This window comes from Streptomyces sp. NPDC020983, from assembly GCF_044333485.1.
Classification (GTDB): domain Bacteria; phylum Actinomycetota; class Actinomycetes; order Streptomycetales; family Streptomycetaceae; genus Actinacidiphila.
Genome location: NZ_JBIRRA010000004.1, coordinates 559,792 through 585,475 on the forward strand (window position 1 = coordinate 559,792; position 25,684 = coordinate 585,475).

Sequence of the window (25,684 nt, forward strand, 5' to 3'; positions counted from 1 at the left end):
CACCCACCTCCCTCACCCGAACAGCACGAAAGGCGCCACCGGCTCCACCACCCCGAACGTGGCGTGCCCATGCCGCGCCAACGTCACCGCGACCAGCGGAGCGATCGTCGCCCCGCTCTTCGGACGGGACCACGCCCACGCCTCCGCCAGCGGCCGGGTCTGCACCCCGTCCACCGCCGTATCCAGCGGCGCCTGCCCGATGTGCCGGAACTCGCCGTTCGCGACGTCGTCGGCCAGCGCCCCGCATGCCTGCGCGTACTCGCGGGAGCCGACGAAGTGCAGCCGCCACTTCCCCCCCGGCACGTCCTTGTCGGTGACGAAGCCCCGCTCCAGCAGCTTCTTCTCCAAGCTGCCTGCCGGCCCTGCGGGATCGATCACCAGCGCCACCGGTGTCGGCTGGACCGTCCGGAACAACTCGACCAGGCGCTCGATGACCCATCCGGTGCCAGCCCGGTGCTCGATCACCTCGCCGTGCACCAAGCCGTCCGCCCGGCGCCCGGCCACCGCGATGCTGGAAACCGACCGGTCCGGGGTGATGTCCACCGCCAGCGCGACGGGTCCCGTCCGCCGGGACTCCTCGTCCAGGCACGCCGTCCAGTCGCCGGGCTTGATCGGGACCTCGCCGCCGATCGGGTCGTCCCACCAGCCCATGCGCTCCCGGGCGTACTCAGCCGGCGGCAGCGCCCGGCGCTCGCCCATCACGTAGTCCAGGCTGATGCGCTTGCCGACCGCGGGGTTGGCTGCCTTCACCAGTTCCAGGTTGTCGCACCCGCAGCCCTCGACATCCAGCGCGTGCGTGCACGACTCCCCGTCCGCACACACCTCCTTCGGCGGCGGCGCGCACCACTCGAAGTACGCCAACCGCCGCTCACCGCCGGGCCGACCCCGGTCCCGCACGCCCCGCAGCACGCCGGACTCGACCTTGCCCGCGCTGGAGGCGTACACCACCTGCGGATCCGGCCGGGCCGCCAGCGTGGGGAAGAGACTGCCCATGTGGCTGGGCTGGAGCGCGAACCCCTCATCAAGAATGATCTTGTCGCCGGTGAGCCCACGACCGCCGGACTTCGTCCGGGCCTTGAACATCAACCGGCGGTCGCCATGAAGCTCAATCGCCTCGTCACCGTTCCCGCGGTGAATGTCCTTCACCCGCCTCGCGAACTGCGGCGTCCCCATGATCAGCTCTTCCATGTCCCGGAACGCTTCCTGACTGGTCCGGAACTCGTGCGCGCTCCACACCACCAGGCGCTGATCCGTCAGGAACAACCAGCCCAGCACGGCCATCTTCAGCAGGCCCGTCTTCATGTTCTGCCTGCCGACGATGACCGCCGACTCCAGCGCCACCGCCCGGTCGGCCTCATCGACAGCGAACAGTGCGTCGAGGATCAGCTGCTGCTCGGGATCCGGGGCGAACTTCGCCAACCGACAGAGCTCGGCGACCTGCGGGCCGTAGGTGTCCACATGCTCCGGCACCCAGGAGAACGACGGCTCAACCAGCCCGGCCACGCCGCTTCTCCTCCCGCTGCCGCCTCAGCCGGTCGATGTCGTCGGACTGCTCGGCGCCCGCCACCGCGGCCGCCAGCGACGCCCGCAACTCCTTCGTCAGCGCCGCGAAACCGGACCCGGTGTCGTCCGGGCCGGCCTGGTCGATCCGGCGGGCCAAGGCCAGCACCACGCCGCCGGCGAGCGTCTCCGCCCGCCCGACCGCCTCCAGTTCCGCCAGCGCTGCCGACTCCAGCGGCCCCCGCTCCGGGGCTCGCTCCGACGGTGGCGGCACGGCCGCGAGCCCGAACGCGATGACCGTGCCGTCACCGCTACCGGCACGGCGCTGTGCCTGTACGCGGCACCGGTCGGAGCAGTATTTCGCTGTGCTGCGCTTTGCTTCGAACGGGTCCCCGCAGGTCGCACAGTTCTTTTTCATTTCGACCCCCGGAGCCCTTGACGTCCGGCCTGACCTGCGGGAACCTTCAGACAGGCGAGAGAAGCCCGAAGACGAGCAAACCGCCGAATGCGAAATCCCGAAGCCCTTCTGCCGGATATCCGGTCGAGGGGCTTTCTGGCGTGTGCCGCTACGAAAAACGTCGGGGAGGGATTTTTGACTGTGGGGCGGGGTCCGGGCATGATCGTTTTCCCGTGCCCGACCCGCCCCCCTATCCCCTGTCTGCCCATCTATGTCCGTTTTGCCTGGCTCACCAGGTTTCCGAGGTTCGCAGGGCCTGTGACCTGCGGCGACGCGCGTTACCGCGCCGTGCACCGTCGCGACGGTTGCAGCTGGCGTGAGCGAACCCGCGGTATCCGGCGCGGTCAGCTGTGTGGTCGAGATCGAGAGCTTGACCTTCCAGCATCGGGTGACCGCAGTGGTGGCAGGGCTGGCCGTAGGCCTCACCGATCGTGGCCTTCCGCAGGGCCTGGTGGTCGGCGCCGTAGCCGCGGTCGCTGGTGCTGGCCATGATCACCTCGCAGTCGCCCTGGACGCCTGGCGGGTCAGACCCGCGGCGGCCAGGTCCAGAAGCCGGGGCCGTCGCCCTCGGTTCGGCTGGTGGCCCAGTAGGTGTCGTTGCCGTCGAGGAAGACCTGGAGGTTCGTGGCCGGGCCGCCGAAGGTGGCGACGATCATGGCGGGCAGGTAGTCGCCCGCCGTGGCGTGGTTGCCGACGTGGATCTGCGGGCCGAGCTCCTGGCTGGCCAGGGTCACTCCGGCGGCGTTGAGGTTCTTCGCGTCGGCGCGGCGCTTGTTGATGGCGTTGGCGTCGGCCTGGGTGAGCGCGTAGTGGACGATGCGGCCGATGGTGGGCTGCACGGTGGCCTCCTGGTGGTCGGCGGCAGGGGTGGCTGGGCCCGGACATGCCGCAGGCCCCGGACCGTGGTGGTCTCGGGGCCTGCGGTGTGGCTTGTGCCCGGGCATACCGGGTCTGCTGCAGTGAGTGTTACAGCACGTGATGGTGCTGGTCAAGCGGCTCTGTTGTGGGCGTGGTTCTGGACTTCGGTGAGGTCGACGAGGGCGCGGCCGCGGCGGTCGTGTCCGTGGTGGGTGAGCTTGCCGCGGTGGAGCAAGACGCGGATGGTGGCGGGCTTGATGCCGGTGGCGGCCGACGCGGCGTAGGCGTCAATGAGGGTCAGCGCGGGAGCGGTGCTCATGTCCCCATGATGCCGCGGCGGCCCGCCGGGGTCTGCCCGGCGGGCCGTGGTGTTACCGGTTGCCGCCTTGGCAGCCGTGGCCGATGGGCATCCAGGTGCCGCACGCGGCGCAGTAGGTGGTGGTGTAGGGGCGGAGGTCGGCGGCGAGGATGCCGAGCCGGGCGAGCGTGCGGCGGATCATCGGCGGGCCTCCTGGCGGATCGCGGGGCCGTGCGTGGTGGTCCACGCCCCTTGCCCGATCGGGGTCTTGGTCGGGGTGTTGTCGCTGTTGTTGTTGCCGTGTTGACCTGCGGCAACAACCCCAACAGGGGCGCCCGGAAGGGGCTGGGGGAGCGGGGGCAGGTCGCGCCGGTGGATGCCGGTGGTGACGGCGGGGTCGGCGCCGGGCACCCGTACAGCCCGCGTGGGGATACCGGCGGCGCGGCACAGCGCGAGGACGTCCCACTGCCGACCCGTCTCGGCGGCGAGCTGCGCGCCGATGGCGGTGAGGTGGACGTTGCCGCCAGCTGCAACGTGGTGGAGGAGCTCGGCGAAGTCCTCGGCGTCGAGCAGCTGCTCGTCGTCCGGCTCGCTGCCGTCCTCGGTGGGCTCGTCGTCCGCGTCGTCCTGGTCCTCGTCGGCCTCGGCCTCGGGGGCTCCGGCGACGAGGACGGACAGGACGGCGAGCGCGCCGGCGCTCCCCCACGCGATCGGGCCCAGTTCGTAGGCCACTCCCCCGACCACCCATGCGGCGATGCCGCCGCCGATGGCGCGGCCGAGGGCGGCGCGTGTGCGGTGCTCTTTGACGTCGGCGGCGCCGAGCCAGGCCGCGCCGGAGCGGGCGAGCTGGTCGATGCCGCGGGCGATGCGGGTTTCTGCGGGGCTGAGGTCGGTGTCGGTCATCAGGCCATCGCCTTCGTGAAGGCGGCGCCGAGGGTGTTGACGCCGTCGCCGAGCGGGACGGCGGCGGCTCCAGCGACGGTGCCGGACAGGGCCAGGCAGATGCCGGCGACCAGGCCGACGGCGAGCTTCCATGAGCGGAGCTTCTTCGCCCACTTCCACAAGCAGATCAGGACGACGGTGACGAGTAGGACGACGACGTGGCCGCCGGGGTCGAGGACGAGTGCGCGGGCGCGGGTGACGTCCATGGTGGTGCCGCCGACGCCGTACTTGAGGGTCTTGTCGCCGACCTGGTTGGCGCCCCAGAGGGTGGTGCGGGCAGCCCAGCCGAGCAGGCCGCCGCCGGAGAGGGTGAGGAGCATCCCGTAGGCGGCGGCGAGGATGAACGGGACGAGGGCCCCGCCTTTGTGGCTCTCGCGGAACCACCAGTACACGGTGTAGGCGGCCACGCAGGAGGAGCCGACGGTGACGCCGCCGAGGGTGACGATGTGCGGAATGGTCATGGTGGGTGCGTCCTTAGAGCGCGAAGAGGAAGGCCACGTAGCCGCCGGCGACCAGGACGAGCGCGGCCGTGGTGAGCACGGGCGGGAGCGCGTGGCGGTCGACGCGGAGCAGCCCGAGGGCGGCTCCGGCCATGACGGCGAGGAACAGGGCGAGACACAGGGCGTTGCCGGTGTCCATGGCTGTCTCCGGGGTGGTGTGGCGGGTGGCGCTCGCGGTCTGCTCGCCGGGTCTGCACGTGGTGCTCGCCGGGTCTGCTCGCGGTCTGCGGGCTGCTCGGGCAGCCTCGGCCGTCGCCGCGCCGGGTGGGCGGCGGCGACCGAGGCGGTCCGTCAGCGGGCGGCGGTGCCGTCTTCCTCGCGGGACATCAGGTCGCCCCAGGCCCGCCGTACACGCTCCTCGGACCCGACGTACCCGGCGTCACGGAAGGCCGTGACGGCGGCGCGGTACGAGCGGGGCGGGTCCTCCTGGTACCGCAGCCATCGCAGCACTACGACGAGCTGCTCGGCGGCGAGCTGGTCGCCGGGGGCGGGCGTGGGCACGCCCGCGACCACGGCCAGCTCGGCAAGATCGGCGGCGGGCGGCTCCGGCTCGCTGGCCTGCGTGACGGCGCCGGGCATGGGTGTGCTGGTCTCGCCCTCGTCGGGCCGCTCGGTGTCCGCCCCGGGCCCGGCGGCGTGGGCGGGCGGCACGGTGGCCGTCACGGCGTCACGCTCGACCGTGCCGGGCGTGACGGCCCACGGCGCGGGCAGCGACATCGAGGCGAGGTCGGCGGCCCCGCGGTACGCGGCCAGGCGGTCGAGGAGTACCGCCCGCTGCTCGGGGAGCACGCCCGCATCGGTGCGGTCTACCGCGGTCGCGAGGCGACGGCGGGCCCGGGCGACGCGGCGAGGGCCCGCGCCGGCGGCGATGAGGTCGGCCAGGCGTGCGGCGCGGCGGGTCGCGGTCCGGGTCCACCGGTCGCGGGTGATCTGCGCGGCGTCGCGGCCCCGGCGGGACAGACCGAGGTACGACAGCAGTCGCTCCCGCGCTTCCCTGACCAGGACTGCGGGCAGGGACCGCGACTCCTCGCCCGGCTTGTGGTGGCGCAGCTCGATACCCATGGCCAGGTGCCACAGCAGGGCCGCGAGGCCGGGACCGACGAACGCACGGACTGTACCCGCGACGATCCCGGACTCGGAGTACGCGGGGATCACCTGTACCCCGGTGATCAGCCAGACGAGCGTGCCCGGTGTTCCCGGGGCACCGGTGGTGCCGAGGTTCTGCCGGGCCATGAGGGCGACGGCGAAGAGGGCCAGCTCGGCGGCGGCGAACATCACCGCACGTTCGGCCACGCCGTGCATGGCGAGGTGGTCGCGGGCGAAGTTCCAGGACGTGTCGCCGGAGTACGCGGTGCACAGCAGGGCACCCAGGGCGGCCACGATTACGGCGGCCGGGGTGCGCCTGCGGGCACGCCGCACCCGGCGCAGTACCAAGGCGGCGAGGGCGAGCAGCGCGGCGAGGGCGGCGGCTGTGGTGCGGGGGTCGGTCATGGTGGTCACTGGCCACCGTCCCGGGGCTGCTGCAGGGCGAGCACGTTGGAGAAGGTGCGGATCTGCCGGGCGGCGTCGTACATGGCGTCGGCAAGCTGGTCGAGGCCGGCCACGTCGAGGTCGACGGCGTCGTTGCTGACCAGGGTCGCGACGGCGTACACGCGGGTGCCGTGCGACCAGTTCGGGTCGGGGAAGATGTCCTGCCACAGCGCCAGCTCCACCAGGACCTCGGTCCCGGCGGGGGTGGTGACGGTGACGTTGACGGGGGCGCCCTGGTGGGTGAGTTCGGACCGGCGCGGCCGCGCGTCGAGGCCGGCCGTGGGCGGGGGCGGGGTGTGGGACCCGCGGGTGCACCAGGCGGGCTCGGGGAAGGTGACCTCGCCGTGGTCGGCCGTTTCAACGGTGATGGTCTTCACGCGGCGGCCCCCAGGGTGGGCAGGGCCGGGGCGTAGCCGACGAGCTCCACGGTGGCGCGGGCGAACGTCGTCCGGGCCTTGAGGACCATGTGGGTGCTGCGGGGGCGCTGCTGGTGGTCGACGTCGCCCTCGGCGATACCGAGGGCGGTCCGCCACTGCTCGAACGCGGCGAGGTCGTCGTGCACGGACAGGACGATCTCGCCGGGGTAGATCGGGCTGAGGTTGATGGTGATGGCGGGCAGGTGCGCGAAGGTCCGGCCGATGACGATGAGGGCTTCCAGGGCGGGCAGCTGCTCGGCGGTGGTCTTGGCGGTCACTGGGAGGCCTCCGCGGTGGCGTAGTCGGCCAGCGTCTCGGCGCGGTAGGCGTGCAGGGCCGAGGCCGTGTCCCGGGCCTTCCTGGCGGTCACGCCGAGCAGGCCGGTAAGGGCTTCGACGACGTCCGCGACGCGCAGGGCCTGCATGTCGGCCCACGCCTGGCGGGCGGTCTCGTCGCCCTCGGCGTAGAGCGGGAGGTTGAGGTGATCGCGGATCGCGGTGAGCAGCTCGACGGCCTCGGGCTGCAGCACGCCCGGGGCGGGCAGCGGGCGGGAGGTCACTGGGCCACCGCCAGTCCGCGGTCGCGGCGGAGGCGGCGCAGGGCCTCGTCCATGTCCGGGTCCGAGTCGCCGTCGTGCGCGGTGACGTACTTCAGGGTGCCGCCGGCGGCGGGGGCGAGGGCGCGGTTGGCGTAGGCCCAGTGGCCGGTGTCGGCGGGCACCTCGCGGGTGTTGCGCAGGACGGAGTAGTACCGACCGACGGACTGGCGGGCCATGAGGCGGAGCAGGCCGCTGATGCGCGGGCCGAACTCGATGCGGTCCCGGAGGCGGTACAGCTTGAGGAACGTCTCCTGCGTCAGGTCGTCGGCGAGCTGCGGGTCGCGCCCGCCGAGCTTGTCGAGGATCGTCCAGCGGACCATGTTCCGGTACTGGGCGTAGACCGCGGTGAACACGTCGTCGACGCTGGGCGCGGGGGTCAGGGCGCTCATGCGGCGGCCCCCCTGACGATCAGGTCGCGGCGACCGGCCGACACGATCCGAGCGATAGGGGTTTCGGTCTGGGCGAAACCCTTCGGCGCGGGCTCGGGCAGGTCGAACGGGTACGGCAGCGCCGGGCCGCCCTCGTAGCGGAACTCGTACTGGATCCACGCCTCACGGGTGCGGTCCAGGGCCCGCCGGTACGCGGCCGCCTCCGGCACCGCCCACTCCGGGGCGTCCGCGAGCATCGCCACCACCCGGGGCCGCCACTCCGCGAGGACCATCAGCAGCGACTGCACGTACCGCTGTGCGTCGTCGCAGTCCCCGCTGGCCTCCAGGTCGAACAGAACGTCGGAGTCCAGGGCCGCGAACCGCGCCGCGTAGTCCACCATGGGGTCCTGCTTCGCGACTCCGGGGGTCGGAGTCGCGAGCAGGGCGGCCGCCGAGGATTCGCACTTCCGCCGGGCGCGGTCAAGGCGGCACTGGCGGCACTGGCGGCCTCCGGTGTCCGGCCGCACGTAGGTATTGGCCTCGTCGAAGGGGTGGCCGTTTCGGCAGTGGGTCTTGGCCAAGTTCGCCGACGCGAACGTCTGCGTCGACTTGCGCTGGTTTTCCCCCGCCGTGACGAGCTGCAAGTGGTACGGGTTGATGCACCTCCGGTGCAGGCAGCCGTCCCCGTCACCGCACGTCGGGTCGTCGTTGTGGCACTGGTGGTCGACCATCATTCCTGCGGTGATCGCGCCAACGAACAGCTCGTAGGAGACCCGGTGCGCGTACACCGTGCGGCCATCCTTGCCGCCCGAGCCGATGGTGCCGTAGCCCCTGTTGTTGGTGTGGGCGGTCCAGATGATGCAACCGTTCGGGCCGGCGGCGGTCTTGTCGAGCAAGCGGTCGCGCAGGGGGACCGACCTGTCCAACTTTTCGAAGGTCCCGGCCTTGATGGCCTGCTTGCGGGTGCGGCGGTAGCACCTGCCGCACATTCCGCGAGCGTGCGCCGAGTCGAGGGGCGTGCTGCATGCGGCGCAGGTCGAATTTGCGGGCGCGCTAGGGTGCCCGAGATGATTGGTCATGCCGACTCCTGGCGTCATCAGGTGTTCGGTGAAGGGGGTCGGGCGGCGCGCGCGCCTCGGGTGTTCCACCACCCGGGAGCTGCCGTCCGGCCCTCGCTGCTATTCGGTTGTGTCTTGGGCCGTTGACCCGTTCTTCCGGATCGCCTTGTCGACGGCGTTCCAGCTCTTGCCCAGTTCGCGGGCAACTTCCGCCACTGAACCAAGCTCTGCAACGCCTTCGAGCAAGGCTTCTGCTCGACGTTTGGCGGACTCGGAGACCTGGAGTTGAAGCTGTTCCACCAGCTTGTCCTCCCGTCGCACCCGGTCCCGCCAGGGCGTGGCTTCCATCCCGAGAACCATATCCAACCCTGGGTTAGATCGCAAGTGGTCCACACGGTCAACTCGCTTTGGCAGTGGGGGAGAACACTGCGAGCTGCTCTCTCTTGAGGGCGAGCCACGTGCCGGGCGGGAAGCGGCTGCTGCACCACTGGCAGCGCACCACCGACTCGCGATCCGGCAGCAGCAACGGCGCCCCGCACGGCCTACCGTCCACCAGCGTCGGACACGGGCCCATACGGGCCGCGAGGTCCGGCTCGCCCACCACCGTCCGCATGCCGTTGAACAGGTCCCGCACCTCACCCGCGAAGTCCCCCGCCGCCGGCCACTCCTTCGCCACCCACCCGAGGTGCTTCCGCAGCACCCGCACCGCCTCCACTACCCGGGCCCCCAGATCCCCGGTGACGACCGGCTCGGTGCGCTGCATCGCGTCGAGCAGGGCGTTGCGCCACGACGGCAACACCGCGAACTCGGAGCGCAGGTGCATACCCGCCAGGTTCGGTGTCGGCGGCTCCACCGCCCGGGCCCGCGGCCCATCGTCGGCCGGCCGCTGCCTGGTCCGGAACAGCATCAGCGTCAGCTCCTCGTACATCACCGGAAGCCGCTCCAGGCGATCGCCGGTGTCCAGGCGGCAGTTTTCGCACAAGTACGCGTCGAGGACCGTGACGCGCTCACACAGGGCGCAAGTGGCGTTCACCGGTCCTCCTGCGGGCGCTTGGCGGTGACGGCCCGCACGCGGCCGTCCAGCGCCTCCAGCCGGGCCATAGCTCGGCGGGCTTCTGCGGTGGACCGGCGGGACCGGCGGACGTCCGCGAAGGCCTGCGCGAGCACGCCGATCGTGACGCCGCACATGGCGGCGATGATGAGCGACCAGATCACGACCGGTCTCCTTCGATCTTCGGTTCGGGTGTAGCTACACCTGGTGTCGGCCACTGGCAGCCGACTAGGGCGCTCGCGTTCTTCTCGGGCACGGGTGCCAGTGGGTGGCCGAGCCAGTCCAGGCCCATTGCGAGAAGGGCATAGGCGTCGGCCTCGTCGTACCGGGCGCGACCTTCGAACTCGATGCCGTATCGCTCCGTGACGGATGTGCGGACTTCGCCCTTGGCGGCGTTGCCGCGGCCCGCCGCATACAAAGCGCGGCACGACGGAGGGACAACGGCGTACCGGATGGTGTGGGACCAGCACCACTGGCGGACCATCACCCGCAGGCCGGCGAGGTCTTCGTGCCGGTGTTTTACGCCCCCGCCGAACGACGGGCCCTCGATGACGACGAGGTCGGCGCGGCGGATGAACGTGCCGACCTCGTCGAGGAGGAAGGCCAGGCGGTCGTGACCCAGCAGGTTCTTGGGGCGGATGCTGTCGGCCCAGCCGACCCCGGCCACGCCAGTGCAGGTGAGCGACAGGTCGAGGCCTATGACGAGTGGAGTGGTCATGCTGCTGCCACCTTGGGTCGGTCCAGGCGCAGGGATGCCTGGTGGATTTCCATGGCGTCGGACGCGTCGCCCTGGGTGGCGCCCGGAGAGAGCAGGATCTTGTTGAACCGGCAGAAGCCGAGCTGCTTACTGGACGCCGGCCGGGACCGCCACGAGGCCCCCCTTCCGACCAGCGGCCTCGGGGCGAACCGCCGGGCCTGCCGCTCCGCCCACAGCATGGCGGCGGACAGCGGGCGCTCCGTGTCCGGATTGGGCGCAACTGCGCCGCGGACCGCGTCCCAGCGGCGGACCCGGAAATGCCCGGTCATGCGCCCTCTGGCGAGGAACATCAGGTAGTCGCCGCAGGGGACGAACCATGTGCCGTCGTAGGTGCGCAGCCACCGCACCGAGGAGTTGTTGAAGAGGTCGATGTCCTCCCACTCCACGGCCCGGGCGACGCGCGCCTCGGCCTCCTCCTTCTGCTTCGCCGACGCCTCACGCAGGGTCTGGTCCTCGTCCGGCTCCGCCAGGTCCCGATTGGTGAGGTCGACGATGGAGGCGAGCTTGTGGCGGGTGGATGCGCCCATCACGTCGAGCAGCAGGGCGTCCTTCTTCCCCGGGTGCAGGCGCAGCGCCCGGCCGGCCATCTGGCAGTACAGGCTCGCGCTCTTCGTCGGGCGGGCGATGACCGCGCATGACGTCCACGGCGCGTCGAAGCCTTCCGTAAGGACCATGCAGTTCGTAAGAACCTGGAGGTCACCGGCCTTGTAGCGGCCAAGGGTCGCCGCGCGGTCATCCTTCGGCATGTCACCCCACACCGGGGCGGCCGCGATTCCGACGGCGTTGAACGCGCCGGCCATGGACTTCGCGGTGTCTACCGTCGGCGCGAAGACGACGCCCGCCCGGTCGGAGGCGAACTGCTTGTAGGCGTCGGCCACGACTGCCGCAGCGCCCGAGTCGTCCAGGGCCTGGCCGAGCTGTCCGTCTTGCAGGTCGCCGCGGCTCGTCTTGACCTCGTCGAGGTCCAGGCCCTCGACGACGACGCGCTTGCCGCGGACATCGACGAGGTACCCGGCGTCGATCATCTCCAGGATGTCGAGGGTGAACACGACATCGGTCCAGACGTCGGCGAGTCCACCGTCGGCGCGGGTCATCGTGGCGGTGAAGCCGGCGACTGGGAGGCCCCGCCATGCACCGAAGTGCTCCAGCACTGTGATGTAGCTGGGCGCGGCAGCGTGGTGGCACTCGTCCACGATGATCAGGCCGACGTCCTGGATGGCGTTACGGCGGCGCTCAACGGCCAGGGTCTGAATGCTCGCGACGATGACGTCCGCGTCCTGGTGCTCGTCCCTCTCGGCCTTGACGACACCGACGCGCAGCTGAGGGCAGACCGCCTTGATCTTGTCGGCGGCCTGCGTGATCAGTTCCTCGCGGTGTGCGATGACCAGGGCGCGGCGCCCGCCGAGCTCAGGCAGGGTCATGGCGATCAGGTTCGAGAACACGACGGTCTTGCCCGCGCCCGTCGGCAGGACCACGGCGAGGCGGTTGTGCCTGGCTGCCTGCCACCCGGCGCGGAGGGCTTCGATGGCCTCGGTCTGGTAGGGGCGCGGCTTGAAAGTCTCAGGCGGTTCGGACATGGGTCACCTCGGTCCAGGCGTTTTGCAGGGAAGCAGGGAAGTGGTGGTGCTCGTGCAGGGAAGCGCTGCGGCAACGAGAAACGCGTTGACCTGTGGTTTTGCAGGGAAGCAGGGAAGTGCAGGAGAGAGTGAGAACCTCAACGCTGCTGGAGATCTCCGAACCCTCTGTGTTTGCGTCGTGCGGTACATGCGATGCGACGTGCGTTGTGCGATGCGCGCTACGTAAGACGTCTGGCGCGACTCGCCTGCACTCGCCTGCATCCCGGCAAAAGTCCAGGTGGGAGTAGTTGCAGGGGAGTTGAAAGACGCCTGCGCGCTTCCCTGCTGCTCCCCTGCATCGCCTGCAAACGGCCAGTTCGCGATCACAGGGCAGCCCCCTTGTCGCGGGCTTCCTCGACCCGCCAGAGGTTCTGACACTTGTGGCTGTCGTAGACCCGGACCGGCTTCAGCCGGCCGAAGAAGCGGCCGTCGCGCGCCTTGAGCCAGTGGCCCAGCGTCGCAGCCGTCGGAGCGTCACCGCTCTTCGGGTGCTTGGGCACGGCGTCGCCGACGCTCTTAAGGATGGTGCTGGTGGTGACCGCCGCGCCGTTGGGGATGGCCTCTCGCCAGGCGATGAGGAACGCCGCCCACTCGACCATCTCGTCGTCCTGCTCCATGGTCCGGTCCCGGTCAGCCATCCATCCGGGCACGCCCAGGTGGTCGAGCAGGCCGGCCAACATTGAGGCCCACTCGGAGTAGTCGCCCTTCCGGGTACGAATGCTGGGCGATCCGGCGGCCAGCCAAGAGCGGACCATCGTGACGAGGGAGGCGACGACGGTGGAGGCGTTGCCGCGCAGCCACGGCCGGAGGTCGCCGACGGCGAACCCGTCGCGCTGGTCCGGGTCGGGGCACTGCGGGTCAAGCCGCACCCAGAGCGCGCGGCGCGCGTTGTCGCCGCCGGTGCGCAGCCCGTTGCCGGTCACGATCCACACCCGGTCGTTGGGCATTCTCACCGCAGAGGTGGCGCCGAGGATCCGGTCGCCCCACGTTTCCGCCGTGAGGACGGAGGACAGGACGGGGCTCTTGATGACGTGCCCGTTGGGGAGGTTGTCCAGGACGATGATGGGCTGGCCGCTGGTGTAGAGCTGGGTGGTGATGCTCTTGCGCAGCTCGGTGTCGTTCTCCGGCCACGCGGTGTCCGACACCCCGTAGCAGTAGGCGAGGATGTCTTTGAGCAGCGTTTTTCCGCTGCCCTGTGTGGTTGCGGAGATGATGAACATCGGGGTCGGGCCGTGGAAGTACGGGCGCAGGATCGGGGTGAGGAGTGCCCCGAGGAAGTGCGCCCGGTCGGAGTCCTCCACCCACGGGAAGTCGTTGAGCATCTGGTCCAGGACGACCTGCTTGGCGCGGCGGACCTGTGCTTCGTCGAGCGGGCCGAGGCGACGCACCGGCACCCGGGGGTGCAGGTAGAGGCCGGTGGCGCGGTCGTATCCGGGGGCCTGGATGAGGGTTCCGTCGGGGCGGACGACGGGAGAGGTGACGATCCCGCGCAGGGGCGGCAGGGGCCACTCCTTGCGGCCGAGGATGGTGGAGCATGTCTTCGGTGCGAGCAGTTCGCGGACGGGCTCGGTCAGCTCCGTGAGGGGGTTCCGCACCATCTGGTAGCTGTCGACGTGCTCCGCGAGGTAGGCGCGGAGGTTGTCGGTGCCCAGCTGCTGCATCACGGGGTCGCCCATGTCGTCGGAGTGGACCCAGGTGGGGCCTCCGGCACGCTTGTACATGTCGGGGAGCCGCTCGTCGGCCATCAGCGCGAGGACCCCTTCGATCGCCTCGGGCTCGTTGCTGATGTCGAGTTCGGGTCGCGACACCACGAGTTGCAGGCGTGGTGCGGCCTCGGGCCGTTCGGTGTCCTGGTCGGGTTCGACATCGAGGGCGGACGACCCGTCGCTGAAGGTGCGGCGAGAGGCAGGGGGTTGCGCGGGGCGGCTGCGGGGCTGGGTGCCGTAGCCGCGGGCGCGCAGGTCGGCGGCGGCCTGCTTGAACGCCTCGGCGTGGGTTCCGCCTTGGGTGAGGTGCGTGTACGCGGCGAACTTGTTGTAGGGCACCTCGGCGTCGAACGTGGTGGAGGTGGAGAAGACGTACAGCCGGTCTCGGTCGGCGGCGCGTCCGGTGGTGGCGGAGATCCCCATCTTCTTGCCCTTGCGCCGCCAGTAGGTGGTGCGGCCGCGGTTGAAGATCGGGTCGAACTCTCCGCCGATGATCTCTTCCCAGGTGGCGCGGTCTTCGAAGTCGTCGCCCGGGCGGATGAAGTCCGAGGGGAGTTCGCGCTTGGGGGGCGGTGCGGTCTTGGCCCGTTCCTCGGTCGGCATCGCGTCGACCGCGCGGCAGAGGGCGTAGATGGCTTCGAGTTCATCCGGTCCGACCGTGGCCATGGTGGAGGGGCCGCCGGCCAGGCGGACATACGGCTTGCCGCTGGGGTGCACGGTTCCGTGGGACGGGGCGATGACGACGAAGCCGCCCTCGCCGCGGGTCTCGATCAATACCCGAATGATCTTGCTGTTGGGTTTCTCGGCGACGCGCTGCCGCTCTTCCGGCGTGTACTCGTCCTCGCGGGCGAGCCGCCGGGCGAGCTTGGTGTTCGGGGTCGCGGGCCGTCCTTCGACGATGACCTTGTAGTGGACACCACCTGAGGGGGACTGGTCGGCCCAGCCGGTCGTCACCGCCAGCCAGAGGTCCCCGAGCCCGCTGTTGTTGGCGAGCTCGGTGACCTCGTCGAGGACGCCTTCTTCTACGGCCAGGCCCTCGAACTCGATGAGTTCGATGTTGCCGGAGACTGCCCCGGTGACGATGCCGATGCCGGTGCGCCGGCCGTCTCCGAACCACTGGTCGTGCTCCTCGGGCGTGGAGCGGGCGACCTTGTACTGCATCCAACTGCGGACGTCCGGCTGCTTGGTGCCGTTGCCCTTCACGGGCAGGACGCAGAGACCGGCCGCATCAAGCTCGGCGGCGGTGGCCCGCAGGTTGGGCTGCGCGTCTGGGGTGCCCGGTGTCTGATTCACGAACTAGTCCTTGGTGCTCGTGCTGACAGGTCGATCGGAGTGATCCGGTGACGGCTTTCATGCCGCCGGACCGCCGGTCTTGCCGGACTCCGACGTCACCCGTCCGTCACGTATCGCTGGCAGGTCTTGACGGCGTCGTTCACGCGCACGGCCGGGCGGCCGGGGACATCCCCGGCCGCCGTGGTGGTGGCAGTGGTCACCGGCCGCCGCCCTTCCGGGCCCAGGCGGCGCGGGCCGCGATGAGCTGCGGGACGACGCGGTACTCGACGTCGTCGAGGTGGTCGCGGATCAGCCTGAGGAGCGCGAGCAGCTCCTCCGGGCCGAGCTCGTCCGCCATCTCGTCCTCCAGCAGCTCCAGCGTGGCGAAGGGCTGCCGGCGGCGCGGGTTGTCGCTGTACGGGTCCAGCCGGATCTGCACCCGCAGGGCCTCGACCGGCTCGGCGGTCGGCTCACCCGTGCGGAAGCTGCGAATGGTCAGGTGTACGGCCGTGTCGTCGCCGGAGTGGACGAGGTCGTCGAGGAAGCCGACCCGGTCGGCGTCGTGCGAGAACGTGCAGAATTCGGGGCATACCTCGGTGGTCTGGCCGCCGGTGACGATGTCCCGGACCCAGGTGCGGGGCTCGGTGGGCGACGGCTCGGGCACGTTCAGGACCGCGCTCTGCGGGATCCGGAAGCGGCGGGGCTTACGCGTGGGCGAGGTCTTTCCGGACTCCGAGAAGCTGGCGGTGAGGTCGGTGGGCGGCACCGTGGCCGTGTCGTGTTCTACCCTGGTCATGGGTGTAGTCCGTTCTTCACTTAGCGGTGGGTGCGGAGGTGCGCTCAACCGACGCCGGGGTAGCCGCCCCGGCGTCGCTGTCGTTGGGGTCGATTCCGAGGCTGCGCAGGAGATCGGCGCGAGCCACGCGGTAGACCGCGCCGATCTTGATGAGCCGACACGGGTACGCGCCGAGCTTGGCCAGCTGGAACCCCTTGGTGCGCCCCATGCCGTAGGCGCGGTTGGCGGTCTCCAGGTCGAAGGTCACGGGGAGTTCGAGAAGCTCGCTGAGCCGCATACCGCGCTCGGAGCCCGGCTTCTGGATGGTCTCTGTCGTCATTCGTGCCTCATCGGGGCTCGCTACAACGGGACGTCGGAGGCGGCCCTGGTGCAGCCGGGCCCCTCGCACCAGTCCCCAACCGCTCGAAATTTCGTGCCGTTCTGGACTGATGTGATGACGGTACTCCCACAGGGGGCGCTGTCAAGTTGCTGGCGTGCCGAGATTGTTAGTCCGTGACGGACTATCCGGGATCCAAGGTGGCTCATGCTGAGCGATGCCAAGTCGCTAGGAGACTGCTACGTTCAGTCCATGACGAACTATGACGACGAGTCCGTCGAGCGCGAGCTGGCGGAGCGCGCCCGCAGGCTGAGCCGGGAGCTAGCCGTGGAGGTCAGACTCGATGCCGCGATGCCGCCGCCACCGCCCGAGGACGGCCAGATCTTGGACGAACTCGACATGGAGACCCGTGCAAGCTGGAACCTGAAGCGGATCCGTCAGGCGTTGGGTCTTTCTCAGCAGCAAATCTCAGACAGGCTTGCGGAGCTAGGTCTTGGTATTCGGCTTAGCCAGTCACAGATCGCCAAGATCGAGCGGGGTGAGCGGCCGTGGAGACTCAACGAGTTGTACGCCATCGCGGAGGCGATGGGTGTGGATGCGATGGAGTTCTACGCAGATCAGAACTACAAGGACGATCCAGAACTCACTGTCGAGGCTGCGCGGCTGCGACTCCTTAGGGCGAGTGAAGAAGAGGAGCGAGCAAAAGAGGCATGGCTCGCGGCGGCCAGGAAGACCTATGAAGCTGAGGAGATCGTGGTGCGGGCAGCCGCTGACCTGGGCATTCCACATCCGGCGGCGATGGGGGTACTGGCAGAGCGCTACCAGTCGGAGGCCCTCTTCCAAGAAGAGATGGCGGGGCTCACCGGGCCCGTTCCCACTCGCGAAGAGATTGAAAAGTTCAGAAGCGAGCGTGAGCGTAAACACCGCGAGGAGGCAGAGGGCAGGAGGCAATACGTAGAAGCGCAGTGGAGGGAATACCTCCAAAGAGCAGCGGAGAAGGCGGAGAAAGCACTTGAGTATGAGCGGGCGGAGCGCGAGGGGCGAGGGGAGGACGGACTCGCTCGGTAGCCTCGCTGATTGGAGAATTGACGGTCCTGTGGGGGAGGAGTAGAGATGCCCATGTCCCGCCGCGGTGGCGGTGTCTCGAAGCGGTGTGAGTGCCGCGGCCTGGATGGCAAGCTGCTGGGCACCGCGTGTCCGCAGCTCACGAAGAAGAATCACGGCGCGCCCTTTGTGCGGCAGGAGCTCCCGCCCGACGCGGAGGGCAAGCGTCGCCAGTTCCGCCGTACCGGCTACGGGGGTGTGAAGGACGCCCAGGCCGACCTCGACCGCGTGCGAGCACTGCTCGACCTCGCGGGAAGCGACGAGACCGCACAGCGCCGCGTCGGCGATCTGCTCCAGGCCGTACAGAAGACCCGTGCCGACCTGCCCGACGCAGCCGAGGTGCGACGCAAGCTCGGCGCCGGCGTCGTCCTCGACAGCGGCCTCACGGTGGGGGACTGGCTCGACGAGTGGGTCGACGGCAAGAAGACACGGCCCAGCACTACCAAGAACTACCGGTCGCACATTCGCGTCCACCTGCGCCCAGGCATCGGGCACTACCTCCTGGACAAGTTCACGGTCAGCCAGTGCCAGGAGTTCTTCGACTCGATCGACGACGCCAATGAGGTGATCGCGGCCGAGAACGCGGCGCGCCGCGAGCAGGAAGCACGGGCGAAGTGGGGGAAGCGGTCCCGGCCCCCGACCTACGAGCGCGAGCGCCTGGCCGCAGAGCGCCAGAAGCTGGCCGCGATGCCTCCGTACCGAGACATCACCGGGCCGGCCACGAAGCAGCGCATACGGGCGACGCTGCGGACCGCCTTGAATGCGGCGATCCGGCGGCAGCTCATCACGTTCAATCCGGCGAGCTGGGTCGAGTTGGAGAGCGGGAAGCGGCCGAAGGCCGTGCTGTGGACGGACCAGCACGTGGCCCGCTGGCGCGAGACGGGCGAGAAGCCCTCGGCGGTGATGGTGTGGACGCCCACGCAGATCGGCGCCTTCCTCGATGCTGCCGAGGACGACCGCCTCTACGCCTTCTTCCACCTGATCGCGTTCCGCGGCCTGCGCCGCGGTGAGGGCGTAGGTGCCGACTGGGCGAGCGTCGACCTACAGGCCGAGACGATCACTATCGCGAAGGCGATCACGGTCGACGGGTGGACGCCCGTCGAGGGCCTGCCGAAGACGGACGGGGCCGCGGCAACGATTGCGCTCGGCCCGGCGACCGCTCAGGTGCTGCGGGAGCACAGGGCTCGGCAGGGGAAGGAGCGGAAGCAGGTCGGCGAGACGTGGGTGGAGACCGGCAAGGTGTTCACCACGGAGACGGGTGAATGGCTGCACCCGGAAAAGGTGAGCGACGCCTTCCGGGCGATCTGCCGGAGCGCGGACCTGCCGCCGATCAACCTCCGCGACCTGAGGCACTGCGCCGCCACCCTGATCCACGCCGGCGGCGGCGACATCCACACGATCAAGGAGGTGCTGCGGCATTCCACGATCAAGCTCGCCAGCGACACCTACACCTCGCTGCTCGCGGAGGTGGACCAGGAGATCGCGGCGAAGGCCGAGGGGATGGTGCCGCGGGCGCGGAAAGCCCCAGGGGTCCTGCCCAAAGAGGGCGTGAAGGCGTAGACTTCTAGCGGTTGGTCAGGCTCTCGTCACCGCAGGTGGCGGGGGCCTTTCTGCTGGCCCGCTGCTGGCCCGAACGCTTCGGAACGATGCGATAGAGAACGTCACGCTCCGGCATGCATCATCAGATGCTCAGCCGTGCTGAGCTGGGCTGATCGTCAGTGGGCGGCACGGCCCGACACAGCGAGGAACCGGGCGATACGGGACGCATGGCGCTCGACGGAGACTCATAATCCGCCGGTCCTGGGTTCGAGTCCCAGCCGCCCCACCACACTTCCCCTGGGGAAGCATTGGGCGTGACCTGCGCACCAGAGGTCACCCGACCGGCCCCGCCGGAATGGCCCCTCACGGGCCTTCAGGGCCCTGCGTGAGCGATGCGTGAGCGGCGTCCGGGAAGACTCCTCCGGGGCCGCAGCGGGGGCCTGGGCACCAGCAGCGCCGCCTTCTCCGCCAATGCCCGGTCCACGTCCTTGAAGAGGCTCGTGCACGTGTCCGAGGTGAGCTGGATCGTGGCGTGCCGCAGCGTCTCCTTCACTGAGTGGATGTCTCCCCGCCCGACGCGTGGATCAGCGTGGCCGCGCAGTGCCGGGCGTCCCGCAGGTTGATCGGCGGCAGCCCGGTCCGGGTGTAGATCCGCAGAAACTCCTCCGAGACCGCGTCCGGGTGCAGCCACCCGCCCAGCTCATCCGTGAAGACCTTCCCCGTCTCGGTCCACGCGTCGCCGGCCTTCGCGCGCTCGGTGTCCTGGCGGGCCCTGTGCTCGCGCAGCGCCGCCACGGTCAGCGAGTCCAGGCCGATGGTCGCCGCGGACTCCTCGGTCTTCGGGTCCTCCGCGACGGGCGTCCAGCCGTCCACGATGATCTCGCGGTGACGTCAGGTCAGGCAGGGTGCGACGCTTTCTCCGCACACGTATGCCCACAGGTCCACACAGGACTGGGGCTTGCGTCGCTTCGGGAGAACGCCCCATCACTGCCCGTCTTCTGCAAGGGCCTGCGACAGCAGGCGCCCAGACGCCAAGATGACGCGGGTGAGCGCCCTGGAATTCATCGTCGCTATCAAGTGGCCCGCCACCATCCTGACCATGGCAGTCGTCCTCCTTGCGATCCTCAGGTGGAGCAGCGGCACCCGACAGGCGATCAGCATCTGGCTTGGTCAGCGCAACGTGCGTGTTAACCTCGCCGGCCAAGAGATTGAAGCCACTCTCGCTGAAACCCAAGGCAGCATGGACTTGGCAGCTGGCAATGACAACGAACTCGCAGGCACGGTGGCCTTGGCCGAGCCCATTTCCGACGGGACGGACCAGCTTGCCCCGTTCGCCCCCGAAGCCGTCGAGCTGCTTCGTCGCGCCGCGGTTGAGAACATTGTCAACAGCGCGGTACGTCTGGGATGGCAGTGGTCGCGGCAAGGGGGCGCCGAGCCGGAGGTCACAGTGTCGTGGACCTCAGAAGGGCACCCCACAGTAAGCCTCGCCCCCACTTCGCCCAGTTCTTCCAGCCCAGGGCCAAACGCGCTGACCCTGCGGGCAACCGGGGTCACCTCGGAAGCGGATGCACGGGTTGCGGTCAGAATCCTGCTCAATGCTTTCAACCGTCACAACGACGAAGTGGTCTCGCAAAACCAGGAGATGTGGGCCGCGATCGGCCGGCGGCTGCGGCGTGCCCGTGGTGGAGAGTCCAGTGGCGAAGTATCTGTCGGAGAGACGGAACGCGGGTAGCCACTCCTTCCTCGACACGCCGCCCAGGCGCCGCGAAAAGCCCAGACCGAACCGTCACAGATCCGTCACAACCCCCTCACGAACGGGCGTGCGGTGCGAAGCTGCCGCCCAACCGGTCAAGGGGACACATTCTCAGCGCCAAGGGCAGCAACGGCACCATCCACTTCGACGGCCAGACCGTCACGATCGAGCGCACCGGATTCAGCGCCCGCGTGCTCGTGGGCGGCGGCGAAAAGCGCATCTCCGTCGCCAGCATCACCGCCGTCCAGTGGCGCAAAGCCAGCCTCGCCACGGGCTTCATCCAGTTCACCCTCGCCGGCGGCGTCGATCGCCGTAGCAAGCCTGGGCAGAGCGGATCCGATGCCAAGCGGGACGAGAATACCGTCACCTTCGGCGCCCGCCAGCAGTCGAGCCGATCCGGCAGGCCATCGACGACGCGATCGCCGCACGCCACGCGCCGCAACAGCCCGCCGTCGGCGGCTCCATCGCCGAGGAACTCGGCAAGCTCGCGGCACCTCGCCAGCGAAGCATCATCAGCGACGCCGACTTCGAGCAGGTCCAAGGCCCGGCTCATCGGCAGCTGACACAGAGGTCCCGTACCGGCGTCCTGCTCTCCCGAAGCCGGTGCACCCCGGACGTACGGCGGGATGCGGTATCCGCAAGGACCGTGGCGGCGCCCCGACCCCGGGCAAACGGGGCGCCGATCAGCTGGGTGCCCATCGGCCACGGCTGCCAAGGCGGCAACGGGCGGTAGCCCCCGCACGGCCCGCCGGGTACCACCCGGCGGGCCGTACCCACTCCTTCCAACTTCGCCGTGGTGCAGGATGCGTACCATGACCGTGCTGGAGTTCATCTCCTCATTGAAGTGGCCAGTGGCCCTACTGGCAGTGTTCTTCTGGATAGCCCGCGCGCTGAAGAAGAACCCCGGCTTTCGTAACTGGCTCAAGCGCTGGTTGGAAAACCGCGACGTTCGGGGCAAGATCGGTTTCGCGGAGCTTGAGGCGCTTCATCGGGGATCCGAGGTCGTCCAGGCGGCGGTAGCCACTGACGAAGAGCTCGCAGAACTGGCTAGGTCTGACCAGTCGGGGGCGGACGATAATGCGACGACGGACACCACGTCTGCTGTCACAGCGCTTCGCCGGGAAGTCGTGGAGGAGGTCATCCGGACGTCAGCCCAATGGGGCTGGGACACGGCGCACATGGGGTTCCGGAATCCCCCCGACCCTCAAGTAGAGTGGACGGACGATGGACGGCCTGTGATCCGGTTCGGGATGGGAGCACCGGATCCGATCTCACGAACGATCGTCATGGACAACCAGCACGTCACCGACATCTCCAGGAGGGCGGCGGACCGCCAGGGCGCCATCCGTAGGCTCCTCGATGAGCGCGGGCGTACGGACGGAACGTAGAGCATGGAGCCCCTGTACGTTGCCGCCGGCCACATGACCGCCCGGCAGGTCGTCGCCCACGGCCGCGCGTTCGAAGTCTTCGCCGAGCACGACCAGGACACCAACGACAAGTAGGGAGGCGGGCGGGCGGAGCCCCCCGCCCGCCTCCCTAGCCAGCCCCCCCGAGCCCACCTGTGGTAACCGCAGGTTCGGGAGGCAGGGAGGTAGGACCAGGGGCGTCCGGCGAATCCCCGACAGAGGCTCCAACGCCCGCCGCCCGCCAAGGAAGCGCTGAGTCAGACCCTGCCGGTGGCCGACCAAATGCAGATGACGCTGTCGTTATTCCTCCGCAGGCACAAATCGATGTGCACAGGGGTCTCTTCATAGAGGTCCTTGGCTGTCGACTGGCACACGCCGTCAGGGACGCCGTCGTAAACCCACTCAAGTACCTCGCCGGTGTTAGCGTTGCTGAGCTCCGCGTAAGCCCCGTAGCCGTCCCCATTCTTTTGGTCGCAGACAACGAGTTTGTCGCCTAGGGAAATGAACTCCGCCGACCCACCGATGTAACCGTCACCCACGTAAAACGTCGGAATGTCCTGCGAGGCGGCCTGCGCAGGCCCGGTCCCCAGAAGCAGTCCCCCCACCGAGAGCACCGCGATGATCGCGGCCCCCACCCTCTTCCGCATGCATCCTCCTGATGGTCGACGAGCCCTGGAGTCGTGGTCCCGTCATGTACATCGGATGATCGTTCACCCGCACACTCCAGGTCGACCATGCGTAACCCGCACAATGGGGGGCATGGAGCCCCTGTACGTCCCCGCCGGCCACATGAGCGCCCACCAGGCCGCGGCCACTCTCCGCACCGACCTCGCGGGCATCCGCTGCCCGGTCCGCCACGGGCGCCTCGCCCGCGCTGGCGGCAGCCCTCGACAGCCGTACTACGACAGCGAGCAGGTGCTCGCCCCACCGGCGGAGCACAAGGCCGCTTGACTCCACGTCACAGCCGGTGCACGATCTTTCCGAAGACGTATGTTCGCAGGCCCCCGCTCGGTGAGCGCGGGGCCTGCTGCCTTTCCGGAGGGAGCCGCTATGCAGCCCAGCGTCGGCCGCATCGTCCACTACAACGAGCGAGGCGAGTGTCGAGCCGCGATTATCACTGACACGGACGGCAAGCGGGCCAGCCTCACCGTGTTCACGCTCTTCGGCACCGATCCACATCCGCTCCCTCTCGCTGAGGGCACCGAGCCCGGCACCTGGCACTGGCCCGAGCACACCTAATCGTCACGGGTCCGTGACACCGCCTCCACAGCCGCGCCCGATACGACACGCTGACCCGATGCGTATCCGTATCGCCGCCGTGGCCCTCGCCGCCGCCGCACTCCTAGCCCTGGCCGCATGCAACGACGACGACACCAGCAGCAAGGCCCCCGCCAAGGCGCCCGTCACGACGCCCACCGCCGTGGACACCGCACGCATGGAAGCCAACCTCGGCATCCCGCCCAAGCCCACCGGCGCGGCCCTCACGCGCTACCTCGCCGCGGTCACGGCGGTAGACCCGAGCCTCAAGCTCGACACAGACCGCAGCCTGGTCGACGCCGGCCGCAACCAGTGCATGGCACTCCACGGCGGCGCCGCGAACCCGGACCATCTCGCGGCCCAGCGATTCGGCAACGACGTGCACCCGCTGAGCGACATCAAAGGCAAAGCGCTCAACGCGGCACTGCGCGCGACCCTCTGCCCCAAGTAGCCCCGGGGGGATGCTCATGCCGACCCGGCCTCCGTCTCGGTGCGCCGAGCCTGGGTGCCGGGCGCTGACCACGACCGGCCGGTGCGACGAGCACAAGCGAAAGCCGTGGGCCGGTCGGGATGACAAGGCGGCCCGGTACGAAGGCATCAGCTCCGGCGAGTGGCGAGCACTCAAGGCCCGCGTCGCCCGGCGCGACCACGGCTGCTGCTACCTCTGCGGCACCGAGCCGGACCCGGAAGACCCCGACGCCGAGGCCTTCGTCCCCGACCACAAGACACCCATGGCCGAAGGCGGGTCGGCCCGTGACCTCGACAACCTCGGCCTGCTCTGCCCCGAGTGTGACCGCGTCAAGAGCGCCGCAGAGGCTGAGCGCGGGCGACAGCGGTATCTCGCCCGCCGCCGAGGAGGCACACCCCCCGGGCTGACCTGACGCACCCCCCGGGGAGGACATCCCCCGGGCATGCACCCCGCTGACCTGCGGCTTTATGCAACTCTCCGCAAAATCGCAGGTCAGAGACTTGCAGTCAGGCCAGGTGTCAGCGGGGGCAGAGCGCGGGCCGCACGCGAGCCTCTGACCTGCACATTTACGCCGAGCTGTGCGAAAGTGCAGGTCAGATTGTTGCAAGCCCTGTGAGACTTCGTGCATGTCGAGCACGGCGCCCCCGATACGTACGGGCCGAACCGACACCACAAACGTGCAGGTCAGAAACTCGCGGCGCGACGACTCAACCCACCCGATCCCCGCCCCCCGAGGGAAGGGGAGCCGCCGGATGCCCCGGACTGGCTGTCGGACGAGGCTCGCGCCGAGTGGGAGCGCATCGTTCCCGGCTTGTCGCGCCTCGATCTGCTAAAGCCCGAGGACGGCGCCGCGCCGGCTGCCTACTGCGAGGCCTGGGCCACCTTCCGCGAGGCGACCGAGACGGTGCAGCGAGAGGGGCTGACGACCGAGGCGAGGCAGGGGATGCTCCCGCACCCGGCGGTCGGCACCGCGCGGCCGGCCGGCCGCGAGCTGCGGGCGTGGGCGGGGCGCTCCGGGTTGACGCCCTCGACGGGGCAGGCCCTGGCGAGGGGGTCGGAGAATGAGCCGGACCTCGACAACCCGTTCGGGTAGGACGAAGACCCCGCCGCCGGCCGCGTACCTCGACGAGGAGCCGCTGGCCCGACTGAAGATCTCGCCCGAGGTTTGCCTGGTAGCTGACCCAGCGGGTCCCGCTGCCGGGCTGCCCGCCGCTGATCAAGACGCCGGAGCCGAGGGACGAACCCGGGGCGGTGTTCGACGCCGAGCGCGTCGACCGCGTGCCGCGGGCATTCGAGAAGCTGAGGCACACCCAGGGCGCCCCTGCTGGACAGCCGCGGCGCGCGGACCCCTGGCGGGTCGCCTACATCCTGGCGCCGATCTTCGGGTGGGTGCACCGGGACTCCGACGCCGACATGTACGTGCGGATCATCCGCGAGGTCTACGTCGACGTGCCGCGCAAGAACGGCAAGACGACGCTCGGTGGCGGCATCGCGCTGTACATGATGGGCGGGGACAAGGAGCCCGGTGTGCAGGCCATCACGGCGGCCGTGACGAAGGAGCAGGCGGGGCTGCTGTTCGGCCCGGTCAAGGCGATCGTGGAGAAGTCCCCGGCCCTGAAGCGGGTCGTGCAGCCGCTCGGCTGGGTGATCCTCCATGCGAAGCCCGACAGCTACTTCAAACCGGTGTCGTCCCTCGCGGGCGCGCAGCACGGCCTGAACCTCCACTGCGGCCTGGTCGACGAGCTGCACGAGCACAAGAGCCCGGAGCTGGTCGAGACGATCGAGTCGGGCACTGGCTCCCGCAGGAAGCCGCTGATCTTCATCATCACGACCGCGGACGCCGGTAAGAAGGAGTCGGTCTACGGGCGGAAGCGGGAGCGGATCGAGCAGCTGGCCCGCGGCGTGTTCCGGGCGCCCGCGGTGTACGGAGTGGTGTTCGCTGCGGAGAAGGACGACACCCGTTCGCCGAGGAGACGTAAGAAGAAGGCGAACCCAGGCTAGGGCATCAGCCCGACCCGGGCGTATTTGCGGACCGCGGCGGACAAGGCGAAGCAGTCCCCGGCCGAACTGGCCTCGTTCCTGCGGCTGCACCTCGGCATCCGTACCAAGCAGGTCAC

At 69.7% G+C, this 25,684-nt stretch carries 36 protein-coding genes; 11 read left to right on the forward strand and 25 right to left on the reverse strand.

Going from position 1 to position 25,684, the window contains the following annotated elements; translation table 11 throughout:
• Positions 1 to 12: 12 nt before the first annotated feature.
• From ACH4SE_RS11520 to ACH4SE_RS11630, 23 genes are all read right to left on the reverse strand, one after another.
• Positions 13 to 1,503 (reverse strand): terminase, encoded by a 1,491-nt coding sequence (locus ACH4SE_RS11520; protein WP_398543109.1) that lies wholly within the window; start codon positions 1,501 to 1,503, stop codon positions 13 to 15.
• Entirely contained in the window at positions 1,487 to 1,774 is a 288-nt protein-coding gene (locus tag ACH4SE_RS11525) for a hypothetical protein (RefSeq protein WP_398543110.1), read from the reverse strand. The genes ACH4SE_RS11520 and ACH4SE_RS11525 overlap by 17 nt, the downstream gene beginning before the upstream one ends.
• A gap of 412 nt (positions 1,775 to 2,186) precedes the next feature.
• Positions 2,187 to 2,447 carry an endonuclease domain-containing protein gene (locus tag ACH4SE_RS11530; RefSeq protein WP_398543111.1) on the reverse strand — a complete coding sequence of 87 codons (261 nt, stop codon included), beginning with the start codon at positions 2,445 to 2,447 and terminating at the stop codon, positions 2,187 to 2,189.
• 34 nt (positions 2,448 to 2,481) lie between these two features.
• The gene (locus ACH4SE_RS11535) at positions 2,482 to 2,796 is read right to left on the reverse strand and encodes a hypothetical protein (protein WP_398543112.1); all 315 of its coding nucleotides are present in this window, start codon (positions 2,794 to 2,796) and stop codon (positions 2,482 to 2,484) included.
• 149 nt (positions 2,797 to 2,945) lie between these two features.
• The gene (locus ACH4SE_RS11540) at positions 2,946 to 3,134 is read right to left on the reverse strand and encodes a hypothetical protein (protein WP_398543113.1); all 189 of its coding nucleotides are present in this window, start codon (positions 3,132 to 3,134) and stop codon (positions 2,946 to 2,948) included.
• Between the two features lie 52 nt (positions 3,135 to 3,186).
• Positions 3,187 to 3,315, reverse strand: coding sequence for a hypothetical protein (locus tag ACH4SE_RS11545; RefSeq protein WP_398543114.1), 129 nt, complete (start codon positions 3,313 to 3,315; stop codon positions 3,187 to 3,189).
• Entirely contained in the window at positions 3,312 to 4,016 is a 705-nt protein-coding gene (locus ACH4SE_RS11550; RefSeq protein WP_398543115.1) for a hypothetical protein, read from the reverse strand. Before ACH4SE_RS11550 ends, ACH4SE_RS11545 begins: the two co-directional genes overlap by 4 nt.
• Complete coding sequence (locus ACH4SE_RS11555) at positions 4,016 to 4,516, reverse strand: hypothetical protein (RefSeq protein WP_398543116.1); 501 nt, start codon at positions 4,514 to 4,516, stop codon at positions 4,016 to 4,018. Before ACH4SE_RS11555 ends, ACH4SE_RS11550 begins: the two co-directional genes overlap by 1 nt.
• Positions 4,517 to 4,529: 13 nt before the next feature.
• The gene (locus tag ACH4SE_RS11560) at positions 4,530 to 4,694 is read right to left on the reverse strand and encodes a hypothetical protein (protein ID WP_398543117.1); all 165 of its coding nucleotides are present in this window, start codon (positions 4,692 to 4,694) and stop codon (positions 4,530 to 4,532) included.
• Positions 4,695 to 4,846: 152 nt separating this feature from the next.
• Positions 4,847 to 6,046: a hypothetical protein gene (locus ACH4SE_RS11565; protein ID WP_398543118.1), complete on the reverse strand. Its 1,200-nt coding sequence runs from the start codon at positions 6,044 to 6,046 to the stop codon at positions 4,847 to 4,849.
• A gap of 5 nt (positions 6,047 to 6,051) precedes the next feature.
• Positions 6,052 to 6,462: a DUF6907 domain-containing protein gene (locus tag ACH4SE_RS11570; protein ID WP_398543119.1), complete on the reverse strand. Its 411-nt coding sequence runs from the start codon at positions 6,460 to 6,462 to the stop codon at positions 6,052 to 6,054.
• Positions 6,459 to 6,779 (reverse strand): hypothetical protein, encoded by a 321-nt coding sequence (locus tag ACH4SE_RS11575; RefSeq protein ID WP_398543120.1) that lies wholly within the window; start codon positions 6,777 to 6,779, stop codon positions 6,459 to 6,461. Before ACH4SE_RS11575 ends, ACH4SE_RS11570 begins: the two co-directional genes overlap by 4 nt.
• Entirely contained in the window at positions 6,776 to 7,060 is a 285-nt protein-coding gene (locus tag ACH4SE_RS11580; RefSeq protein WP_398543121.1) for a hypothetical protein, read from the reverse strand. Before ACH4SE_RS11580 ends, ACH4SE_RS11575 begins: the two co-directional genes overlap by 4 nt.
• Entirely contained in the window at positions 7,057 to 7,488 is a 432-nt protein-coding gene (locus tag ACH4SE_RS11585) for an RNA polymerase sigma factor (protein WP_398543122.1), read from the reverse strand. The genes ACH4SE_RS11580 and ACH4SE_RS11585 overlap by 4 nt, the downstream gene beginning before the upstream one ends.
• Positions 7,485 to 8,456 carry an HNH endonuclease signature motif containing protein gene (locus ACH4SE_RS11590; protein WP_398543123.1) on the reverse strand — a complete coding sequence of 324 codons (972 nt, stop codon included), beginning with the start codon at positions 8,454 to 8,456 and terminating at the stop codon, positions 7,485 to 7,487. The genes ACH4SE_RS11585 and ACH4SE_RS11590 overlap by 4 nt, the downstream gene beginning before the upstream one ends.
• A gap of 189 nt (positions 8,457 to 8,645) precedes the next feature.
• The gene (locus ACH4SE_RS11595; protein ID WP_398543124.1) at positions 8,646 to 8,873 is read right to left on the reverse strand and encodes a hypothetical protein; all 228 of its coding nucleotides are present in this window, start codon (positions 8,871 to 8,873) and stop codon (positions 8,646 to 8,648) included.
• 49 nt (positions 8,874 to 8,922) lie between these two features.
• Positions 8,923 to 9,558, reverse strand: a complete 636-nt coding sequence (locus ACH4SE_RS11600) for a hypothetical protein (RefSeq protein WP_398543125.1) — start codon at positions 9,556 to 9,558, stop codon at positions 8,923 to 8,925.
• Complete coding sequence (locus ACH4SE_RS11605) at positions 9,555 to 9,740, reverse strand: hypothetical protein (RefSeq protein ID WP_398543126.1); 186 nt, start codon at positions 9,738 to 9,740, stop codon at positions 9,555 to 9,557. Before ACH4SE_RS11605 ends, ACH4SE_RS11600 begins: the two co-directional genes overlap by 4 nt.
• Complete coding sequence (locus ACH4SE_RS11610) at positions 9,737 to 10,294, reverse strand: hypothetical protein (RefSeq protein ID WP_398543127.1); 558 nt, start codon at positions 10,292 to 10,294, stop codon at positions 9,737 to 9,739. Before ACH4SE_RS11610 ends, ACH4SE_RS11605 begins: the two co-directional genes overlap by 4 nt.
• Positions 10,291 to 11,910 (reverse strand): DEAD/DEAH box helicase, encoded by a 1,620-nt coding sequence (locus ACH4SE_RS11615; RefSeq protein ID WP_398543128.1) that lies wholly within the window; start codon positions 11,908 to 11,910, stop codon positions 10,291 to 10,293. The genes ACH4SE_RS11610 and ACH4SE_RS11615 overlap by 4 nt, the downstream gene beginning before the upstream one ends.
• A 362-nt stretch (positions 11,911 to 12,272) precedes the next feature.
• Positions 12,273 to 14,948, reverse strand: coding sequence for a bifunctional DNA primase/polymerase (locus ACH4SE_RS11620; protein WP_398543129.1), 2,676 nt, complete (start codon positions 14,946 to 14,948; stop codon positions 12,273 to 12,275).
• Positions 14,949 to 15,144: 196 nt separating this feature from the next.
• Complete coding sequence (locus ACH4SE_RS11625; RefSeq protein ID WP_398543130.1) at positions 15,145 to 15,723, reverse strand: DUF6907 domain-containing protein; 579 nt, start codon at positions 15,721 to 15,723, stop codon at positions 15,145 to 15,147.
• Between the two features lie 16 nt (positions 15,724 to 15,739).
• Complete coding sequence (locus tag ACH4SE_RS11630; protein WP_398543131.1) at positions 15,740 to 16,042, reverse strand: hypothetical protein; 303 nt, start codon at positions 16,040 to 16,042, stop codon at positions 15,740 to 15,742.
• Between the two features lie 249 nt (positions 16,043 to 16,291).
• Here ACH4SE_RS11630 and ACH4SE_RS11635 point away from each other — a divergent pair, with 249 nt between their 5' ends.
• Together ACH4SE_RS11635 and xerC are read left to right on the forward strand one after the other, a co-directional pair.
• Positions 16,292 to 17,107, forward strand: a complete 816-nt coding sequence (locus ACH4SE_RS11635; RefSeq protein WP_398543132.1) for a helix-turn-helix domain-containing protein — start codon at positions 16,292 to 16,294, stop codon at positions 17,105 to 17,107.
• A 45-nt stretch (positions 17,108 to 17,152) separates the two neighbouring features.
• Entirely contained in the window at positions 17,153 to 18,703 is a 1,551-nt protein-coding gene (gene xerC / locus ACH4SE_RS11640; protein WP_398543133.1) for a tyrosine recombinase XerC, read from the forward strand.
• Positions 18,704 to 19,231: 528 nt separating this feature from the next.
• On the opposite strand, the gene ACH4SE_RS11645 is transcribed toward xerC, so the two are convergent.
• Positions 19,232 to 19,555, reverse strand: coding sequence for a hypothetical protein (locus ACH4SE_RS11645; protein ID WP_398543134.1), 324 nt, complete (start codon positions 19,553 to 19,555; stop codon positions 19,232 to 19,234).
• Between the two features lie 172 nt (positions 19,556 to 19,727).
• Here ACH4SE_RS11645 and ACH4SE_RS11650 point away from each other — a divergent pair, with 172 nt between their 5' ends.
• The 3 genes from ACH4SE_RS11650 to ACH4SE_RS11660 all read left to right on the forward strand — a co-directional run bounded on the left by ACH4SE_RS11650 (position 19,728) and on the right by ACH4SE_RS11660 (position 21,823).
• A complete protein-coding gene (locus tag ACH4SE_RS11650) occupies positions 19,728 to 20,414 on the forward strand; it encodes a hypothetical protein (RefSeq protein ID WP_398543135.1) in 687 nt (228 codons plus the stop codon).
• 218 nt (positions 20,415 to 20,632) lie between these two features.
• Positions 20,633 to 20,998, forward strand: coding sequence for a DUF4429 domain-containing protein (locus ACH4SE_RS11655; protein WP_398543207.1), 366 nt, complete (start codon positions 20,633 to 20,635; stop codon positions 20,996 to 20,998).
• 249 nt (positions 20,999 to 21,247) lie between these two features.
• Positions 21,248 to 21,823 (forward strand): hypothetical protein, encoded by a 576-nt coding sequence (locus ACH4SE_RS11660; protein ID WP_398543136.1) that lies wholly within the window; start codon positions 21,248 to 21,250, stop codon positions 21,821 to 21,823.
• A 275-nt stretch (positions 21,824 to 22,098) separates the two neighbouring features.
• On the opposite strand, the gene ACH4SE_RS11665 is transcribed toward ACH4SE_RS11660, so the two are convergent.
• Positions 22,099 to 22,488, reverse strand: a complete 390-nt coding sequence (locus ACH4SE_RS11665) for a hypothetical protein (RefSeq protein WP_398543137.1) — start codon at positions 22,486 to 22,488, stop codon at positions 22,099 to 22,101.
• Positions 22,489 to 22,600: 112 nt separating this feature from the next.
• On the opposite strand from ACH4SE_RS11665, the gene ACH4SE_RS11670 reads away from it, so the two are divergent.
• The 6 genes from ACH4SE_RS11670 to ACH4SE_RS11695 all read left to right on the forward strand — a co-directional run bounded on the left by ACH4SE_RS11670 (position 22,601) and on the right by ACH4SE_RS11695 (position 25,568).
• Positions 22,601 to 22,792: a hypothetical protein gene (locus ACH4SE_RS11670; protein WP_398543138.1), complete on the forward strand. Its 192-nt coding sequence runs from the start codon at positions 22,601 to 22,603 to the stop codon at positions 22,790 to 22,792.
• 99 nt (positions 22,793 to 22,891) lie between these two features.
• Positions 22,892 to 23,080: a hypothetical protein gene (locus ACH4SE_RS11675; RefSeq protein WP_398543139.1), complete on the forward strand. Its 189-nt coding sequence runs from the start codon at positions 22,892 to 22,894 to the stop codon at positions 23,078 to 23,080.
• Between the two features lie 58 nt (positions 23,081 to 23,138).
• Positions 23,139 to 23,549, forward strand: a complete 411-nt coding sequence (locus ACH4SE_RS11680; protein ID WP_398543140.1) for a hypothetical protein — start codon at positions 23,139 to 23,141, stop codon at positions 23,547 to 23,549.
• A 10-nt stretch (positions 23,550 to 23,559) separates the two neighbouring features.
• Positions 23,560 to 23,979, forward strand: coding sequence for an HNH endonuclease (locus ACH4SE_RS11685; protein WP_398543141.1), 420 nt, complete (start codon positions 23,560 to 23,562; stop codon positions 23,977 to 23,979).
• 210 nt (positions 23,980 to 24,189) lie between these two features.
• Entirely contained in the window at positions 24,190 to 24,660 is a 471-nt protein-coding gene (locus tag ACH4SE_RS11690; protein WP_398543142.1) for a phage terminase small subunit P27 family, read from the forward strand.
• A gap of 158 nt (positions 24,661 to 24,818) precedes the next feature.
• Entirely contained in the window at positions 24,819 to 25,568 is a 750-nt protein-coding gene (locus ACH4SE_RS11695) for a terminase large subunit domain-containing protein (RefSeq protein ID WP_398543143.1), read from the forward strand.
• Positions 25,569 to 25,684 lie beyond the last annotated feature (116 nt).